The following is a 17220-nucleotide window of genomic DNA, read 5'->3' on the forward strand; positions in this document are numbered from 1 at the left end:
CGAAAATGTTCACAACAGTCCTCATCGCCAACCGCGGCGAGATCGCCCTGCGCGTCATCCGCACCTGCCGCCGACTCGGCATCCGCACCGTCGCCGTCTACTCCGACGCCGACGCCCGTGCGGCCCACGTCAAGGCCGCCGACACCGCGGTCCACCTGGGGCCGGCCGCCGCCTCCGAGTCCTATCTGCGCATCGACAAGGTCATCGCCGCAGCACTGGCCACGGGAGCCGAAGCCATCCACCCCGGCTACGGATTCCTGTCGGAGAACGCCGAATTCTCCGCTGCCTGCGCCGACGCCGGAATCGTCTTCCTCGGCCCCGGAGCCGACGCGATCCGGACGATGGGCGACAAGATCACCGCGAAGCAGGCTGTCTCCTCCCGCGGGGTGCCGCTCGTGCCCGGCACGAAGGACGCCGCGATGAGCGACGAGGCCCTCATCGCGGCTTCGACGGACATCGGCTTCCCCGTGCTCATCAAGCCCTCCGCCGGCGGCGGCGGCAAGGGCATGCACGCGGTGTTCGAAGCCGACAAACTCGCCGAGGCGCTGCGGACCGCCCGCCGCGAAGCCGCGAGCTCCTTCGGCGACGACACGCTGTTCCTCGAACGCCTCGTCGCCACCCCGCGCCATATCGAAGTCCAGATCATGGCCGACGCGCACGGCAACGTCATCCACCTCGGCGAACGCGAATGCTCCCTGCAGCGCCGTCACCAGAAAGTCATTGAGGAAGCACCCTCTGCGCTGCTGGACGAAGAGACCCGCGCCCGAATCGGCCAGGCCGCCTGCGAGACTGCGAAGTCCGTCGGCTACGTCGGTGCCGGCACAGTCGAATTCATCGTCGGCGCCGACCGTCCCGATGAGTTCTTCTTCATGGAGATGAACACTCGACTGCAGGTCGAACACCCCGTCACCGAGGAGGTCACCGGAGTGGACCTCGTCGAACTCCAACTGCGCGTCAGCGCTGGCGAAGAGCTGCCGCTGACGCAGGATGACATCACACTGACCGGGCACTCGATCGAAGCCCGCATCTACGCCGAGGACCCCTCGCGCGGATTCCTGCCCACCGGTGGGCGTGCCCTCGACGTCGTCTTCCCAACCGGTGAGGGCATCCGCGTCGACGCCGGGCTCGAAGCCGGGCAGACCATCGCCTCGGACTACGACCCGATGATCGCCAAGCTCATCGTCCGCGCCGATGACCGCGCCCAGGCCATCGCCCGCCTCGATTCCGCGCTCGCCGCCTCGGCGGTTCCGGGAATCGTGACGAACATCGACTTCCTGCGCACCCTTCTCGCGCTGCCCGAGGTGATCTCCGGGGACCTCGACACCTCACTCATCGACAACCTCGGCGAGGATCAGCTGGCTCACGTCCCGGACGAGGTCGTTCAGCAGTTCGCTGCCTCGGCGGTCGTCGAAACCCTCGGCCGCGCAGGGACCACGATCACTGGCGCCGTTACCGCGGGCCATCAGGCGGGAGTCGCCGGTGGTGTCGCGGGTGGGGGAGCCACCTCGGCGTGGGGGAGACCGACGGCCTTCCGTCCCTCCCGACCCGAGTTCCGACCGGTCGTGCGTCTCGACTTCGTCGGTGCCGGAGACCTTGACACGGCTGCCGGGACCACGACCGACGAAACGGTGGAGTTCGAGCCCGCTCCCGCGGCCGAGTTCGCCCCCGGCGTCGATGTGACCGCACGGGCGAGCTTCGTGACCGTCGACGACGCAGGCATCTGGCATCTGAGCCTCGACGGGATCCAGCACACCGCGCGAGTCTTCTCCGATGCGCATGCCCGCACCGTCTGGGTCGCCGGCGAGCGCGGAATCCACGCCTTCGTCCGGCCGCAGGCCGACACCTCGCTGACCCCGGGACTCGAAGGTGCCGAGGTGCTCGCACCGATGCCCGGCTCCGTCGTCGATATCAAGGTCGAAACCGGCGACCACGTCGAACAGGGCGATCCGATCGTCGTCGTCGAGGCGATGAAGATGGAGCACGTGCTCACCGCACCCGCAGCCGGAATCGTCACCGTCACCGCTGTCGAAGGCGCCCAAGTCGCCCTCGACGAAGTGCTCGCCACGGTCGTCGACGAAGCCGCAGTTGAGGCCGTCGCAGGCGCCGCCGAATAGTCACCAGCCACTCACACCACAACCACGCCACAAGCGGGGAGGAAACAATGGAAACCTTTGTTCCGGGAATGCTGCCCGAAGAATACGAAGACCTGCGTCAAGGTGTCGCGAAATTCGCCGACGAAGAGGTCGCACCCGTCTCAGCCGAACTCGACGCCAAGCACGAGTTCCCCTACGACCTCGTTGCGAAGATGGGCGAGATGGGGCTCTTCGGCCTGCCCTTCGACGAAGAGTACGGCGGAATGGGCGGCGACTACTTCGCTCTGTGCCTGGCCATCGAAGAACTCGGCCGGGTCAACCAGTCCCTGGCCATCACGCTCGAGGCCGGGGTCTCGCTCGGGGCGATGCCGATCTACCGCTTCGGCACCGAAGAGCAGAAGAAGGAATGGCTGCCGAAGCTCACCGACGCCTCGGGCCTGGCCGCCTTCGGCTTGACCGAACCCGAGGCCGGATCCGATGCCGGCGGCACCCGGACCAAGGCCACTCTGGAGGGCGGCACCTGGACGATCAACGGCAGCAAATGCTTCATCACGAACTCCGGCACCGACATCACCCGCCTGGTCACCGCCACCGCCGTGACCGGAACCCGAACGTCGAAGTCGGGCCGCGAAGTGCCTGAGATCTCGACGATCATGATCCCGACCGGCACCCCCGGCTTCACCGCCGAACCGGCCTATGACAAGGTCGGCTGGAACTCCTCGGATACGCACCCTCTCACCTTCGACAACGTGCAGGTGCCCGAAGAGAACCTGCTCGGCGAACGCGGACGCGGCTACGCGAACTTCCTGCGCATCCTCGACGAGGGCCGCATAGCCGTGGGCGCCCTGTCCGTCGGCGCCGCCCAGGGCTGCGTCGACGAATCAGTGAAGTACGCGAAGGAACGCCAGGCCTTCGGCAAGCCGATCGCCGACTTCCAGGGCATCTCCTTCAAGATCGCCCGCATGGAAGCCCGCGTCGTCGCAGCCCGGTCGGCGTACTACCTCGCGGCTTCGCGGATGCTCGCCGGACTCCCGTTCAAGAAGGAAGCTGCCATTGCGAAGATGATCGCCGGCGAAGCAGCCATGGACAATGCGCGCGACGCCACGCAGATCCACGGTGGCTACGGCTTCATGAACGAATACCTCGTGGCTCGCCACTACCGCGACTCGAAGATCCTCGAAGTCGGCGAAGGCACCACCGAGGTCCAGCTCATGCTCATCGCCCGCGAACTCGGGCTCTGAGCCGAACGCACCATCCACGTCCGCCGAGGCGGTCCTGCACATCCGTCGGAAAGTGCAGGACCGCCTCGGCGGGCGTAGTGCATCCGTGATTGTGCACCGGGCGGTCGGTGCCCGGTGCGACTACCCGATAGTGTGGGGCGAGATCGAATCGGCACTGACAGACACTGACGAAGGGGCGAAGAGTGAACGTCGACTGGAGTGTGGTGGCATCGGTGGCGACGACGACGTGGATCGTCATCGAATACATCGTGAAGATCATCGCGGTCGGTGTGGTGCCGGAGAACCGTCGCCCGTCATCGTCATCGGCATGGCTGCTGCTCATCCTGTTCGTGCCGATCGTCGGAATTCCCGCTTTCCTGCTGCTCGGCAGTCCCTATATCAACCAGCGCCGGGCGCGGATCCAGGCCGAAGCGAACGAACTCATGCACGAAGGTGCCGACGATCTGCCCGATGTTCCGCCGTCTCTGGTCGCCGAGCCCGAATTCGTCTCCGTCGCCCAACTGGGGCGGGCACTGACCGCACTGCCGATGGTCACCGGCGACAGCCATGGGGTGATCTCCGACTACGAAGCGTCGATCGCGCGGATGGCCGAACTCGTCGACGAGGCACACGAATACGTCCACGTCGAGATCTACATCATGGCGTGGGATTCGACGACCGACGTCTTCTTCCAGGCGCTCGAGCGAGCATCTGCGCGCGGGGTCGAAGTCCGTGTCCTCTTCGACCACATCGGATCTCGGAAGTATCCGGGATTCCACCGGCTCGGCAAACGAATGAACGCGGCCGGCATCGAATGGCACCTGATGCTGCCGTTCATTCCATGGCGCGGCAAGGCTCGGCGCATCGACCTGCGCAACCACCGCAAGCTGCTCGTCATCGACGGCAAGCGGGCGATGATGGGTTCGCAGAACATGATTGATTCGAGCTACCTCAACAGGAAGAACTCTCAGATCGGCCGGAACTGGCACGACATCATGGTCGAGCTCTCCGGGCCCATCGTCGCCGGAATCGAGGCGGTGTTCTCCACCGACTGGTATTCCGAATCGGGACAGGCTCTGGGCATCCGCCCGTACGAGCGCGACGGCAACGAGCCCGAAGTCGGCGGGGCGACGAGCGCGATGCAGCTGGTTCCTTCGGGGCCCGGGTTCACGACCGCTCCGAACCTCAAGGTCTTCACCTCGATGATGTACCTGGCGCAGAAGCGTCTGGCCATCGTCAGCCCCTATTTCGTGCCCGACGAATCGCTGCTGGCAGCCGTGGAGACCGCGGCCAGGCGCGGCGTCGACGTCGAGCTCTACGTCAGCGAGCAGGCGGACCAATACATGGTCGACCGGGCACAGTCGTCCTACTACCGGTCGCTGCTCGAAGCGGGTGTGCGGATCTTCCTGTATCCGAAACCCGCGGTGCTGCACACGAAGTGCTTCATCGTCGACGACCTCTATGCCGTGATGGGCTCATCCAACATGGACATGCGCTCGTTCGGTCTCAACTACGAGATCAGCCTGCTGACCACCGGCGGCGACCTGGTCGACGACATCATCGATGTCGTCGCCGACTACCAGGACGTCAGCCACGAACTCACCCTGGAGGAATGGGAGAAGCGGCCATGGCCTCGCCGTTATATGGAGTCCGTCATGCGCCTGACGTCATCGCTGCAGTAGCCGGGCTGGGAAAGACTGCTTCGCTGAGAAACGGGCTGAGTGTCGAGAAACGGGTGCGTACACCCGTGTTTCGACACTCAGCCCGTTTTTCGCTTATCAGTCGTCTCGATGGCCCGCTTGATCGCAGCGAAGATGCGAGGTCTGAAGAGGTCGCCGAAGCTAAGGTTGAAGACCTTGAAGCCGGCGTTGAGAAGATCCATATTGCGCTGATGACTCAACTTGGCCGCCTCATCAGGGCCGCGAGGGTTGAGATAGAACTTGCCGAGACCGTGGACTTCCACTGCAACGGCAGCCAACTTGTGCCGAAAGTCATTGCGCCCGATAAATTTGCCCGACTCTGTGAACGTATCGACCTGCGGGACCATTCCGGTTACTCCAAAGCGATGGAACTTCACTGCGCAGACCGCCTCGGCTGGAGATTCATATTCGGCGCTCGAGAGATCAACGGCCAAGAGGGCTCTTCGGCGTCCGCGTTGCCCTTTCGCCAACAGATCGGTGATGTCTGCCCGGTCCACCTCTCCCGAACGGAGTGCTTGAGAGATGAGCGGTACAGAAACTTCGAGCGAACGGTCAAGAGCAACGTCAGCCAGAGTCCTGGGCAGAGTAGTGACTGGATAGGCGAACTCGGATGAGACCTGTTCCGGTGGAAGTCTGCGCGAGTAGATGAACACGCCGTCGTAGTTGCGGGTAGGGGAGTTCCTGGAGATCTCGACTTTCGACGATTCGAGCACAGCGGGGTCAAGACAGTGGATGAGCGCGGCCGAAACATGAGAGAACACATCTCCCGGCAGAAGCTCACCGAGGCGGCAGGCGATCTGGACCCGCAGCTCCTCGGCTTCGTCCCGCAGATCTCCGAAGGTTTGTGGAAACGAAGTGTCGTGAGCCGTGGAAAGGCCGCGGATGGGTCCGTGATGGCTATCATCACACGACTTGCGGATCACGTAGTGACCCTTCCTGACTAGGCGCAGGCAGCATCGTTTGGCTTCGGCCAACTGTCTGCGGGACATGCCGAGTCCACGGAGCTGTTGCGCTGTCAGCACTTGGAACATCTATCAAGGATGACCCTAAACTGTATCAAATGCAAGCAAATGCTATTAAACGTGGTCTTTGCGTGTGATCAGATGGTGCGGCTTCGATGACTGCAAAAAAGTGCGGTGATTGATGCGGTAGGGGCAAGTGCTGGCCTGCTGCATCGAAAAACGGGCTGAGTGCCGAAAGGCGGGCGCGTACACCCGTGTTTCGACACTCAGCCCGTTTTTCGGCGCAGGAGACACTCAGGCGGAACCCGTGGGGTCGGGACCGAGGTCGCCGCGGCTCTCTAGCGGCACGTCCAGCAGATTGTGGACGCCGTCGACGATCTCGTTGGGTCGGAACGGAAAGCGGCGCACATCCTCGGCGGTGGAGATCCCCGACAGCACGAGCACCGTGTGCATGCCCGCTTCCATGCCCGCGATGATGTCGGTGTCCATGCGGTCGCCGATCATTGCGGTGCTCATCGAATGGGCGCCGATCCTGTTCAGGGCCGAGCGGAACATCATCGGGTTGGGCTTGCCCACGACGTAGGGTTCGCGGTTCGTCGCCTTCGTGATGAGGGCGGCGATGGCGCCGGTGGCAGGCAGAACGCCCTCGGGGGAGGGGCCGGTGGCGTCGGGGTTCGTGACGATGAAGCGGGAGCCGGCATCGATGAGGCGGATCGCCTTCGTGATCGCCTCGAACGAATAGGAATGGGTCTCGCCGACGACGACGAAGTCCGGGTCGTGCTCGGTCATGACGAACCCGGCCTCGTGGATCGCCGTGGTCAGCCCCGCCTCGCCGACGACATAGGCCGTGCCGTGTTCGACCTGATTGGACAGGAAGTCCGCGGTGGCCATTGCCGAGGTCCAGATGTTCGACTCGGGGACGTCGAGCCCGTTCGAGCGCAGCCGGGCGGAGAGGTCGCGAGCGGTGTAGATGGAGTTGTTCGTCAGCACCAGGTAGGGGATATCGGCCTGACGCCACTGGGCGAGCAGCTCTGCGGCTCCCGGCAGAGGATTGTTCTCCTTGACCAGGACACCGTCCATATCGGTCAGCCAGCAGTCGATCGAATCGCGATCCATGTCTCTCCTCGAACTCGGGGTGGGCCGAAGCGGCTGCTTCCAGCCTAGTCGGGTTGGGCGCAAGTGTGCTGAGAAGTCCGATCCGGGGTGGTGCCGTACCACTTTGCGAGTCGTCCCAGAGCCCCCTTGACGGGACGGCCGAAGAGTGTATTGTAGTAATCACTTAATTAAGGGGATGCTTAAATGAGTATGGATCACGTCTTCGCGGCGCTTGCCGATCCGACGCGACGGGCGATCATCGATCGTCTGCGTGGGGGAGACAAGACCGCCGGTGAGCTCGCGGAACCGCTGCCGATCAGTCGTTCCGCGGTCTCCCAGCACCTCAAGGTGCTCGAGACGGCGGGGCTGATCACCCGATCGAAATCCGCCCAGCAGCGCATCGTCGCCCTCAACCCCGGTGCCCTCACGGAGGCGACCGACTGGCTGCAGTCGGCCCACGACGAATGGCAGCAGCGCTTCGACAACCTCGACCTCATCCTCGCCGAGGAGGTGCCCACCGACCCATCAACGACCGATTCGTCGACCGCAGATCGAACTGCGGACTGACCAATGCCCGCAACGACGTACCGAACGACGCAGGCATCACGTACGACGCAGACATCATGCACGACTCAAGGAGGAGAACAGCGATGAACGCCGAGAACACAGACACCGCAAGCAGCACAGACACCACAGACACCACAGGCAGCACAGAGACCTCAGCGACCGATCCGAACAGCGCACAGGCGGGTGAGCCCGGATTCACCATCATCCGCGAATTCGCCGCTCCGCGCGCCCGCGTCTGGAAAGCCTGGACGACCCCGGACGTCATGGCCCGGTGGTTCCACCCCGAAACGCTGGTGACGCCACGCGAATCCGTGTCCGTCGACCTGCGCGTCGGCGGCGAATGCACCTACACGATGCGCATTCCCGAAACAGGAGAGGAATTCCCGACCGTTGGGAAGTACCTCCACATCGACGAGCCCGCTCGACTCGACTTCACCTGGGGGAGTCCTGGCGAGATCGACGACGCGCCGCGCGTCAGCGTCGAGCTCGAGGAGCTGGCCGCCGACCGCACGCGCATGACCTTCATTCTCACAGGCCTGCCGGGCGACTCGGGTTCGGACGAGAGCGCGTACGACGGATGGTCATCGGCCTTCAGTGAACTCGACGCCGAGCTCACCGACTGACCGATGCGCCTCCGCACAGGCGGCGAACTCACCCGGTGACCGGCGAGGTCGCCAGCTGCCCGGCGAGTGCACGGTGCTCGCGCTGGTGGACCGCCTCAGTAGTCGCCGAGGTGGTCCACCGACGCCAGTAAGCGCAGGGTCCGATTGCCGAACAGATCGTCCTCGGTCAGTTCGGTGATGCACCCCGGCTGCGCCGCGAAGGTCGCTCGCCCCATCGCCTCGAGCGGCAGCTCGAGCCATCGGCCGATGACGAACGTATGGGTGAAGCCGTGCGTGACGACAACCTGGTGCGAAGACTGGAGGGCAAGGATCCCGTCGACCGTCGCATAGACTCTGGCGCCGGCTTCGCGTCGGGTCTCCGCGCCGTCGATGCCCTCGACATGATCGAGCCGAGTCGCGTGGTCGAAGGCATCGTCGGGCACCGGAGGGAAGACGAAGCGCTCGTCCAGCCAGGACTGCTCCCGCCCCTCGGCGACCCCGTACGACTTCTCGCGCAGGCCCCTGAACTCGATTGCGCGGCTACCGAGCCGATCGGCGATCACTCCAGCGGCTGTGCGAGTTCGCCTGAGATCGGAGGTGAACACCTGCGCCGAGGCGGTCAACGGGATCCGTGAGCGAAGCTCGGCGGCGATGAGGTCGGCATGGAGTTCGCCGCGGACGGTGAGCTCGGAATCGTGCCACCCGCCGACCCGCGCATCGAGATGGTGCCGAGCCTCGGGGTGGGTGACGACGAAGAGGGTTCGTGTGACGGCCATGGTGGCCTTGAGCTTACCGAAATCGACCTGCAGTGACGACCGTCATGACAGGAGTCGTAGGGTCAGCTCTCTAGCTCCACGCAGTCGGCGATCGTCGCCGTCGATGCCGCGGTGGACGATAGCCCCCTCCAAGATGAGAAAGATGTGCTCGGCCAGATCGAGCGGGTCGGGGAGGCCGCTGTCTTCCAGGCAGTCGGAGATGAGCTCCACGACCCGCTGCTTGTGAGCGCGGATGACGGTGCGTCCGGGGTGGTCGTCAGGAAGTTCTGCGGCCGCATTGATGAAGCCGCAGCCGCGATCCGCAGACTGGGAATCGAGAGTATACGAATCGAAGACCGTCATGACGTGTTCGCTCGCCTCCTTGCTGTCACCGAGGTGCTCGAAGCGTGATTCCAGTCTCTGCCACCAGGTGTCATGCCTGGCTTGCAGATAAGCGACGACGAGTCTGTCCTTGGACCCGAAGCTGTTGTAGAGCGTGCGTTTCGTGATTCCGGACTCATCTGCGATGGTGTCGACGCCGACTGCGTGTATCCCGTGAGCGTAGAAGAGCTCCGCCGCAGTTTCGAGGATGCGCCGTGCTCCGGCGGTCAGGGGTGGAGGTGAGAGCGCATCGGGCGGAGTTGTGGTCGACATCGCTTCGGTCCTGTCTGATTTCCGGTCATCTGGGCGACTCTGCCCGGTCGATCTTTACAGATCAGTGTACATGCGTGCACAATGATTCACAGATCTGTGAAGTTTACTGTCGCGACTTATTGCCTCTCGACAACTCAGCCGACGAACGGAGACCTTGCAATGGCATCGACTCTTCACACCCAGGGACAGCTCGACCGTCGCGGCCTGCTCACTCTGATCGCAGCCGGTACTAGTCTCATTGCCGTCTGCTATGGCTTTGCCCGCTTCGCCTATGGGCTGTTCCTTCCGGCCTTTCGCACGGAGTTCGATCTCGGGTCCTCGACGGCGGGCGCCATCGCTTCGGGATCGTATGTGGCCTACTGTGTCGCGATCATCGTCTCTACCGTGCTCACACCGCGATTCGGCGGTCGCTTCCTTGCCGTGGCGGCCGGGGTCATCGCGACTTCGGGCACCGCTCTGGTCGCGCTCGCCCCGAATGCTGCGCTGCTGGCGATCGGTGTGCTCGTCGCAGGGTCGAGCACCGGTGTCGCCTCACCACCGCTCGCCCATGCTGTCGCGCATTCCATGCGCGCCGCCGCCCAAGGTCGGGCACAGACGGTGATCAATGCCGGCACGGGCCTCGGTGTTGCGGTCGCTGGACCAGCAGCTCTGCTCGTTGCCGGCCAATGGCGGCTGGGCTGGCTCGCTTTCTCGGTGATCTCCGTCGCAGTCACTGTCTGGTTGCTGCGGGCCGTGCCCTCTGCCGCCCGGCCCGGCCGATCCTGCATGAAAAGCGGGGGCGAATTGACTGATGGGGCCGAAGCGGCGTCGCTCGCGGAGGACGGAGAGGGGGCACGGCCGGCCCTTTTGCCCCGCCCCGTATTCCCACCGGGGAGCGGCAAGATCATCGCGGCTTCGGTGCTCATGGGCCTCGCGAGTTCCGCGGTCTGGACGTTCGGTCGTGACGTCCTCGGCAGTGTGGGCGGAATGAGTCCGACTGCCGCTGCGGTCGTGTGGATACTACTGGGTGCCTTCGGAGTGATCGGTGCGCTCGCTGGAGACGCAGCGCGACGGATGGGGGTCGGACGGTCGTGGCTGTTGGGCATGATCCTCCTCGCCGTCACTACCGCGCTGTTCGTCCCAGTCGCCGGTATTCCCTGGGCTGTCGGCGCGCTGTCCGCGGCGTTCGGTGCCGTCTACATCGCGCTCACGGGCCTGCTCCTCGTTTGGGGTGTCGAGGTCTACACTTCCAGCCCCGCGGCCGGGGTCGGTCTGGCCTTCCTCGTCATTGCCATCGGCCAGGCTGTGGGGGCACTGCTGACGGGTGTGCTCATCGGCGGCGTTGGGCCTCATAGTGCCTTCGCCGTGATGGGTGGATGCGCTGCCCTCGGCTCACTGCTGAGTCCTCGACGGCTCCAGCGTAAGTCTTCGACCTCGGACGACCACGCGACCCCCGGGTCGCAGGGGTCCGGTGAATGGCGATAAACTCAAATCACGACGAGTGAGGAGCGTTACATGAGTGACAAGGTCATTGCACAACGAGGTCTGTGGCTGGACGAGATGGAAGTCGGCGCCACCTATAAGCACGCACCGGGCCGCACAGTCACCGAAGCGGACAACACCCTGTTCACGGCCGTGACGATGAATACCCAGGCCCTGCACCTCGACGCGGCATGGTCGGCTACCGAACCCTTCGGCGAGCGCCTCGTCAACTCGATGTTCACCCTGGCCACCCTCATCGGTCTGTCCGTGTCCCAGCTGACGCAGGGAACGACAGTCGGAAACCTCGGCTTCTCCGAGGTCAGCTTCCCGGCACCGATGTTCCACGGCGACACTCTCTACGCAGAGACGACGATCCTCGACAAACGCGATTCGAAGTCCCGTCCGGGCCAGGGCATCGTCACCTTCGAACACCGCGGCTACAACCAGGACGGCAAACTCGTCGCGAAGGCCGTGCGTCAGGCGATGATGTTCGACTCCAGCCACGAGTCCACGGCGGCGAAGTCCGCCGCCGACACCGCCGATCAGACCGACACCGGAAAGTGAGCCCCCATATGTCCCTCGAGTTCAAACCTGCCTGGCTCTTCGTCCCCGGCGATCGTCCCGATCGGTACACGAAAGCAGCCGAACGCTCGGATATCGTCATCCTCGACCTCGAAGACGCCGTCAACGAGGCCGACAAAGCTGCCGCACGGGAGTCCATCGTCGACTTCCCGCTCGACCCGACCCGCACGGTCGTGCGGGTGAACTCCCACGATTCGGGCCACCTCGGCGAAGATCTGAAGATGCTCGCGCGCACCGAGTACACGGCCGTGATGCTGCCGAAGGCGGAGCTTGCATCTGATGTGTCGATCCTGTCCGGGTTCCAGGTCATCGCGCTCATCGAAACCGCGCTCGGAGCCGTCAACGTCGCCGAGATCGCCGCCGCCCCGAACGTCTATGCGCTGATGTGGGGTTCGGAGGATCTCATCGCCGACCTCGGCGGAGGCTCCTCCCGCAGGGCCGATGGTGGCTACCGGGACGTGGCCAAGCATGTGCGCAGTCAGACCCTCCTCGCCGCTCGGGCCCACCGCAAGTTCGCGCTCGACTCGATCTGGGCGGACATCCCGAACCTCGAAGGACTGGCCGCCGAAGCCGAAGACGCCGTGCAGTCGGGGTTCTCCGGCAAGGTCTCCATCCACCCCAACCACGTGCCCGTCGTCCGCGACGCCTTCCGCCCCAGCGACGAACAGCTGACCTGGGCGCGGTCCGTGCTCGACCTGGCGAAGACGGAGAAGGGCGCATTCTCCTTCGAGGGCAAGATGATCGACGCCCCGCTGCTCAAGCACGCCGAACTCATCGTCGCCCGGGACGTCTGAGGAACACCGGCCCATGAGCTCCACCTACACGACCATCGCCGCCCAGATCCGCGCCGTCCTCGCTGCCGCCGAGGCGGGCGATGGGACCGCGCCCATCGTCGAGGCCGGGGACCCGGTCCTGCGCACCGACACCCGCCCCTTCGACGGGCAGGTCGACGACGCCGAGCTCGAGCAGCTCGCCGAGGTGATGCGAGCGACCATGCTCGCCGCGCCGGGAGTCGGCCTCGCCGCCCCGCAGGTGGGCATCGGCCTGTCGATGTTCGTCGCCGAAGATCCTGGTGCCCGTGATCCCGAGGTCGCGAAGGTCCGGCAGCGGGAGCCGATGCCGCTGCGGGTGGTCCTCAACGCGGGCTGCGAACGCGCCGGAGGTGAGGACGTCGCCTTCTATGAAGGATGTCTGTCGATCCCCGGCTACCAAGCCGTCGTGGCCCGCCCCCGCAACATCGCATTGACGGGCATCGACCTGCAGGGCGACCCCATCGCCGAGGAGGTCTCCGGCTGGTCGGCGCGCATCGTCGCCCACGAGACCGACCACCTGTCCGGGACCCTCTTCCTCGACAAAGCCGAGATGCGATCCCTGGCGACGAACGAATCCGTGGCGAAGTTCTGGCGCCAGCCCTCGACACAGAAGGCCGCCGCAGAACTCGGCTTCTCCTTGCCTTCGGGCATGGTGATGTGAACGTCCGCCGCGGTCGCCGGCCCGGACACCGCCGAGACTGTTGACCGCTCTCATCTGCGTCACAGGCGGGCATGTTTCGATGAGGATATGCGACTTCCCGACATCCCCCTTCGTCATCACCGAACCGTCCGCACCGCTGCCGCACTCGGCACCGGCGCCCTCGCGCTGGTGCGCCGCCGCGACGTCCCTGCCGAACGCCGGACCGGCCTGAGAGCGGGAACCGCCCTGGCCAATGCGGGACTGACCTGGCTGACCGGATCGAGCGCCTTCCTCGGGCGAGTCGGTGGATCGAGCGGCCTCGATGAGTTCCTCGAGCTCTTCACCAGCAGAGACAGCGGTCCCGTCCGATATGCTTCCTCTCCTGCGCACATCTCTGACGTCGGAGCACTCGATGGCGATGCCAATGCGGATACTTGGTGGGACGAGCACGCGAGCGTGACGTCACCGGCGTTCCTCAATGCGGTCACCGCGGCAGCAGCGGGAGCGGCCTCATGGGCGCTCTGGCCGCTGACGGAGCGGCTGGCGGAGAAAGTCGACGAGAAACTTCCGAGCGGAGTCGGCCGAGGTCTCAATGCCGTCGTCAACGGCGGGCTCGTCGCGCTGACAGCCGTCCTCATCGACAAGGTCGAGAACTGGGCCGACGACGTCGAGGAACTCAATTATGCTCCGCTCGAGATCGAACTGCCCGCCCATATCCGCGAATCGGTCGATTCGCTGCTGTCTCTGCCGCACCCGAACTCGGAGGCCAGCGCCGAGGCGATCCGAGAGCAGTTCGCTTCCGCGAAGTTCTTCGTGTGGGTCACCTATCCCGATTCCTTGTGTTCAGGCGATGAACCCGTCGTCCTCGACCCCGAACAGATCGAACAGCTGCTCAAGGACGAGGACATCGCTTCGATCGACGTCCGACCCGACGAATCGACCCCGAGCGCGGCACCGGCCCGGCATACCTACCCGGTCACCGGAATCACCGGCGGCAGCGCCGACGAAGGCGGCACTGTCAGATCAGGCGACCACGCCGGCATCTCGAACGGACGCTTGGAACTCACCCTTGACATCGTCGACGGACGTCTCACCAGTGTGGATCTCAACGAGGTCGACGACGAACCATTCGCAGACCTGCTCTCGGCCGAGGCCCTGCGCGAATCCGTACCCGGCACCCTGCACCCGGGAAGCCTCGACGACGAAGACGGCGGATATTCCTCGAGCTTCGAGATCGCCGATGGCGATGTCGAGGATGTCGTCCGCACACTGGAGCGATGGCCGCGCCCGGACGAATACACCTTCCGCCCCGACCGAGAGCGGCCGTGACCGCCGACCGGGGGAAGTTCGGGAATAACCTGCGCGCGTCATCGTTATACGTTGCATGAGCGATCTTCGTACCCTCACCCTCGGCGCCGGCTGCTTCTGGTGCCTCGACGCCGTCTACCAGCGGACCACCGGCGTGAGAGAAGTGATCTCCGGCTACACCGGCGGACACACCGACAATCCCGGATACCGTGAGGTCTGCTCCGGGATGACCGGCCACGCCGAAGCCCTGCAGGTGACCTTCGACGCCGACATCGTCCCCGAAGACGTCATCCTCGGCCTGTTCTTCACCGGCCACGACCCCACGAGCCTCAACCGCCAGGGCTACGACGTCGGCACCCAGTACCGGTCGGCCATGTTCTACCGCGACGAGACCGAGAAGCAGCACTTCGCCGAGGCCATCGAATCCGCGCAGACCCTGTTCGACGATCCCATCGTCACCACCCTCGAACCCCTCGGCACCTTCTATCCTGCCGAGGCGGTCCACCAGGACTTCTACACCGCGCACCCGGACAACGGCTACTGCCGTGTCATCATCGACCCGAAACTGCACAAGGCCCGCACCGCCTTCGCCGAATGGGTGAGCTGATGGGCAGCCACAAAAAGGACAGATGCAAGAAGTCCAAACACAAGGACCGCAAACGGTCCAAGGACGCGGGCGACGCCTGCGAAGTGACGAAAGACCGCGTCCGTGCCCACTTCCTCGACGGCAACACCGGGCCATGGGCGAAGAGCTTGGCCGCGCAGGAAGCTCAGGACATCAATGGGGCACAGGCCGAACCGTCGCCGAGGGACGGGGCAGAGGCGAACCCCGCCGAGGCGGCCGCCGCCTCGACGAGTGACCGCACCCCAGCCGTGACGCCCATCCGTCACGGACCCGACTACTCAGCGCCGTCATCGATCGACATCGTCGCCGATCCCGTCCTCCACGCTCTGAGCACCCGACGGTCGATCTCGAAGGTCGACCCGGAGACCCCGAACGACTCCGACCTGCTCGAGATCATCCGATCGATCTCCTCGGTCGCCGACCACAAGTCACTGCGCCCCTGGCGCTTCCTCATCATCCGCGGAGACGACCGGCACCGCCTCGGCGACGCTCTCGACGAAGCCGCCGGGGTTGTCCGCAAACCCGGCGAGACCAATACGAAGCCGCTGCGAGCCGAACTTCTGCTCGCCCTCGTCTCCTCACCGGTCGAGCATGACAAGGTTCCCGAATGGGAGCAGCACGCGACCGCCGCCGGTGCCGGCCACCTGCTCGAACTCGCCCTGTGGCAAGCCGGCTGGGGAGTCATGTGGCGCTCGGGAACCCTGACGAACACCGAACCGGTCCGCCGCCTCCACCGCCTGAACGATCACGAGCTGCTCATGGGCTGGTTCTACATCGGAGCCGTCCCCGAACGCTACCGACAGCGCCTGACCACGAGCACCCGCCCCCTGCCGAAGCCCGAACAGTTCCTCGATACCCTGTGAGCACAGCCGACACCGACACTCCGGAAACGCGCCGCCTGCCCAAGGAGATCTATGTCCTCGTGGCAGCGGCCTTCATCGTAGCCCTGGGCTACGGAATCATCGCCCCCGTCCTGCCGCAGTTCGCGGCGAGCTTCGACTTCGGGGTCACCGCCGCAACCATCGTCGTCTCCTCGTTCGCGTTCTTCCGGTTCGTGTTCTCACCCTCATCCGGGCGCCTCGTCGATGCCTTCGGCGAACGCCGCATCTACATCACCGGCCTCCTCATCGTCGCCGCCTCCACCGCGGCCGTCGCATTCGCACAGAACTATTGGCAGCTGCTGATCTTCCGCGGACTCGGCGGCATCGGCTCGACGATGTTCAGCGTCTCCGCGATGGCGCTCATCGTCCGCCTCGCCCCGATCGACGCCCGGGCGAAGGCATCGTCGACGTATGCGACGGCGTTCCTCGTCGGCAATATCGCCGGACCCGTCCTCGGCGGTGCCATGGCCGGATGGGGGGTGCGCATTCCGTTCGTCATCTACGCCGTCGGTCTGCTCATCGCCGCCGTCGTCGTCCGCGTCTTCCTCGCCTCCACCGCATCCTTCGGCTCCTCGACGAAGTCCGGGCGTGCCCGGCTGGAAGCGGAGAAGGACAAGGAGCAGCAGGAAGTCATGTCGTTCCGGGAAGCCTGGAAGGATTCGGCCTACCGGTCGGCGCTCATCTCCGCCTTCGTCCAAGGCTGGTCAGCGATGGGCATCCGCGTGGCCATCTACCCGCTCTTCGCCATCCAGGCTCTCAAGGCCGATACCGCCGTGGCCGGACTGGCGCTGACCATGTTCGCCATCGGCAATGCCTCGGCCGTGACGGTGGTCGGACGCTTCGCCGACACCGTCGGGCGCAAACCCTTCATCCAATGGGGACTCTTCGTCCTCGGCGTGACCACCGCGGCGCTGGCCTTCATCGATTCGATCTGGCTGTTCTTCGCCTTCTCCGTCATCGCCGGGATCGGTTCCGGCCTGGCCAACCCCGCTCAGCAGGCCACCGTCGCCGACGTCATCGGTCGCGACCGCAAGGGCGGCCGGGTGCTTGCCCGCTACCAGATGGCCCTCGACGGCGGAGCCATCCTCGGCCCGATCATCGCCGGAGCTGTCGTCGACCACTTCGACTACTCGTGGGCGTTCCTGCTCACCGGCGTCCTCGGCATCATTGCCGCAGGCCTGTGGTTCTTCGGCCGCGAGACCCGTCCCCGCACAGCCACTCCGGCTAAGTGACGCACCAGCAGCTGCCAGTGGCCTAAGCTCC

General features: G+C 65.1%; 17 protein-coding genes. 13 read left to right on the forward strand and 4 right to left on the reverse strand.

What is annotated here, in order from left to right; genetic code table 11:
- Window positions 1-5: 5 nt before the first annotated feature.
- From AC3CD9_RS01520 to cls, 3 genes are all read left to right on the forward strand, one after another.
- Entirely contained in the window at window positions 6-2114 is a 2109-nt protein-coding gene (locus AC3CD9_RS01520; protein WP_488365993.1) for an acetyl/propionyl/methylcrotonyl-CoA carboxylase subunit alpha, read from the forward strand.
- 47 nt (window positions 2115-2161) lie between these two features.
- Window positions 2162-3334, forward strand: a complete 1173-nt coding sequence (locus AC3CD9_RS01525; protein ID WP_139468680.1) for an acyl-CoA dehydrogenase family protein — start codon at window positions 2162-2164, stop codon at window positions 3332-3334.
- Window positions 3335-3516: 182 nt separating this feature from the next.
- Entirely contained in the window at window positions 3517-4995 is a 1479-nt protein-coding gene (gene cls, locus AC3CD9_RS01530; RefSeq protein WP_488365994.1) for a cardiolipin synthase, read from the forward strand.
- Window positions 4996-5072: 77 nt separating this feature from the next.
- Here the strand turns inward: cls and AC3CD9_RS01535 are convergent, their stop codons facing one another.
- Both AC3CD9_RS01535 and AC3CD9_RS01540 read right to left on the reverse strand, forming a co-directional pair.
- The gene (locus tag AC3CD9_RS01535) at window positions 5073-6044 is read right to left on the reverse strand and encodes a hypothetical protein (protein ID WP_488365995.1); all 972 of its coding nucleotides are present in this window, start codon (window positions 6042-6044) and stop codon (window positions 5073-5075) included.
- 225 nt (window positions 6045-6269) lie between these two features.
- Window positions 6270-7091: an HAD-IIA family hydrolase gene (locus AC3CD9_RS01540; RefSeq protein WP_139468677.1), complete on the reverse strand. Its 822-nt coding sequence runs from the start codon at window positions 7089-7091 to the stop codon at window positions 6270-6272.
- Window positions 7092-7274: 183 nt separating this feature from the next.
- Here AC3CD9_RS01540 and AC3CD9_RS01545 point away from each other — a divergent pair, with 183 nt between their 5' ends.
- Both AC3CD9_RS01545 and AC3CD9_RS01550 read left to right on the forward strand, forming a co-directional pair.
- A complete protein-coding gene (locus tag AC3CD9_RS01545) occupies window positions 7275-7637 on the forward strand; it encodes an ArsR/SmtB family transcription factor (RefSeq protein WP_488365996.1) in 363 nt (120 codons plus the stop codon).
- 83 nt (window positions 7638-7720) lie between these two features.
- Entirely contained in the window at window positions 7721-8260 is a 540-nt protein-coding gene (locus AC3CD9_RS01550) for an SRPBCC family protein (RefSeq protein ID WP_488365997.1), read from the forward strand.
- A gap of 95 nt (window positions 8261-8355) precedes the next feature.
- Here AC3CD9_RS01550 and AC3CD9_RS01555 read toward each other — a convergent pair whose 3' ends face one another.
- Window positions 8356-9015 (reverse strand): histidine phosphatase family protein, encoded by a 660-nt coding sequence (locus AC3CD9_RS01555; RefSeq protein ID WP_488365999.1) that lies wholly within the window; start codon window positions 9013-9015, stop codon window positions 8356-8358.
- 42 nt (window positions 9016-9057) lie between these two features.
- On the reverse strand, window positions 9058-9648 hold the full coding sequence (locus AC3CD9_RS01560; protein WP_488366000.1) for a TetR/AcrR family transcriptional regulator: 591 nt from the start codon (window positions 9646-9648) through the stop codon (window positions 9058-9060).
- Between the two features lie 159 nt (window positions 9649-9807).
- Here AC3CD9_RS01560 and AC3CD9_RS01565 point away from each other — a divergent pair, with 159 nt between their 5' ends.
- From AC3CD9_RS01565 to AC3CD9_RS01600, 8 genes are all read left to right on the forward strand, one after another.
- The gene (locus AC3CD9_RS01565; protein ID WP_488366002.1) at window positions 9808-11112 is read left to right on the forward strand and encodes an MFS transporter; all 1305 of its coding nucleotides are present in this window, start codon (window positions 9808-9810) and stop codon (window positions 11110-11112) included.
- A gap of 30 nt (window positions 11113-11142) precedes the next feature.
- Complete coding sequence (locus AC3CD9_RS01570) at window positions 11143-11673, forward strand: MaoC family dehydratase (protein ID WP_172173848.1); 531 nt, start codon at window positions 11143-11145, stop codon at window positions 11671-11673.
- 8 nt (window positions 11674-11681) lie between these two features.
- Complete coding sequence (locus AC3CD9_RS01575; RefSeq protein WP_488366004.1) at window positions 11682-12485, forward strand: HpcH/HpaI aldolase/citrate lyase family protein; 804 nt, start codon at window positions 11682-11684, stop codon at window positions 12483-12485.
- A gap of 13 nt (window positions 12486-12498) precedes the next feature.
- Window positions 12499-13164: a peptide deformylase gene (locus AC3CD9_RS01580; protein WP_488366005.1), complete on the forward strand. Its 666-nt coding sequence runs from the start codon at window positions 12499-12501 to the stop codon at window positions 13162-13164.
- An 87-nt stretch (window positions 13165-13251) separates the two neighbouring features.
- On the forward strand, window positions 13252-14472 hold the full coding sequence (locus AC3CD9_RS01585) for a hypothetical protein (RefSeq protein ID WP_488366006.1): 1221 nt from the start codon (window positions 13252-13254) through the stop codon (window positions 14470-14472).
- A 55-nt stretch (window positions 14473-14527) separates the two neighbouring features.
- Window positions 14528-15058, forward strand: coding sequence for a peptide-methionine (S)-S-oxide reductase MsrA (msrA, locus tag AC3CD9_RS01590; protein WP_488366007.1), 531 nt, complete (start codon window positions 14528-14530; stop codon window positions 15056-15058).
- Window positions 15058-15939: a nitroreductase family protein gene (locus AC3CD9_RS01595; protein WP_488366008.1), complete on the forward strand. Its 882-nt coding sequence runs from the start codon at window positions 15058-15060 to the stop codon at window positions 15937-15939. Before msrA ends, AC3CD9_RS01595 begins: the two co-directional genes overlap by 1 nt.
- Window positions 15936-17189: an MFS transporter gene (locus AC3CD9_RS01600; protein ID WP_488366009.1), complete on the forward strand. Its 1254-nt coding sequence runs from the start codon at window positions 15936-15938 to the stop codon at window positions 17187-17189. The genes AC3CD9_RS01595 and AC3CD9_RS01600 overlap by 4 nt, the downstream gene beginning before the upstream one ends.
- The last annotated feature ends 31 nt before the right edge of the window (window positions 17190-17220 follow it).

Source organism: Brevibacterium sp. MGP-B1 (assembly GCF_057766545.1).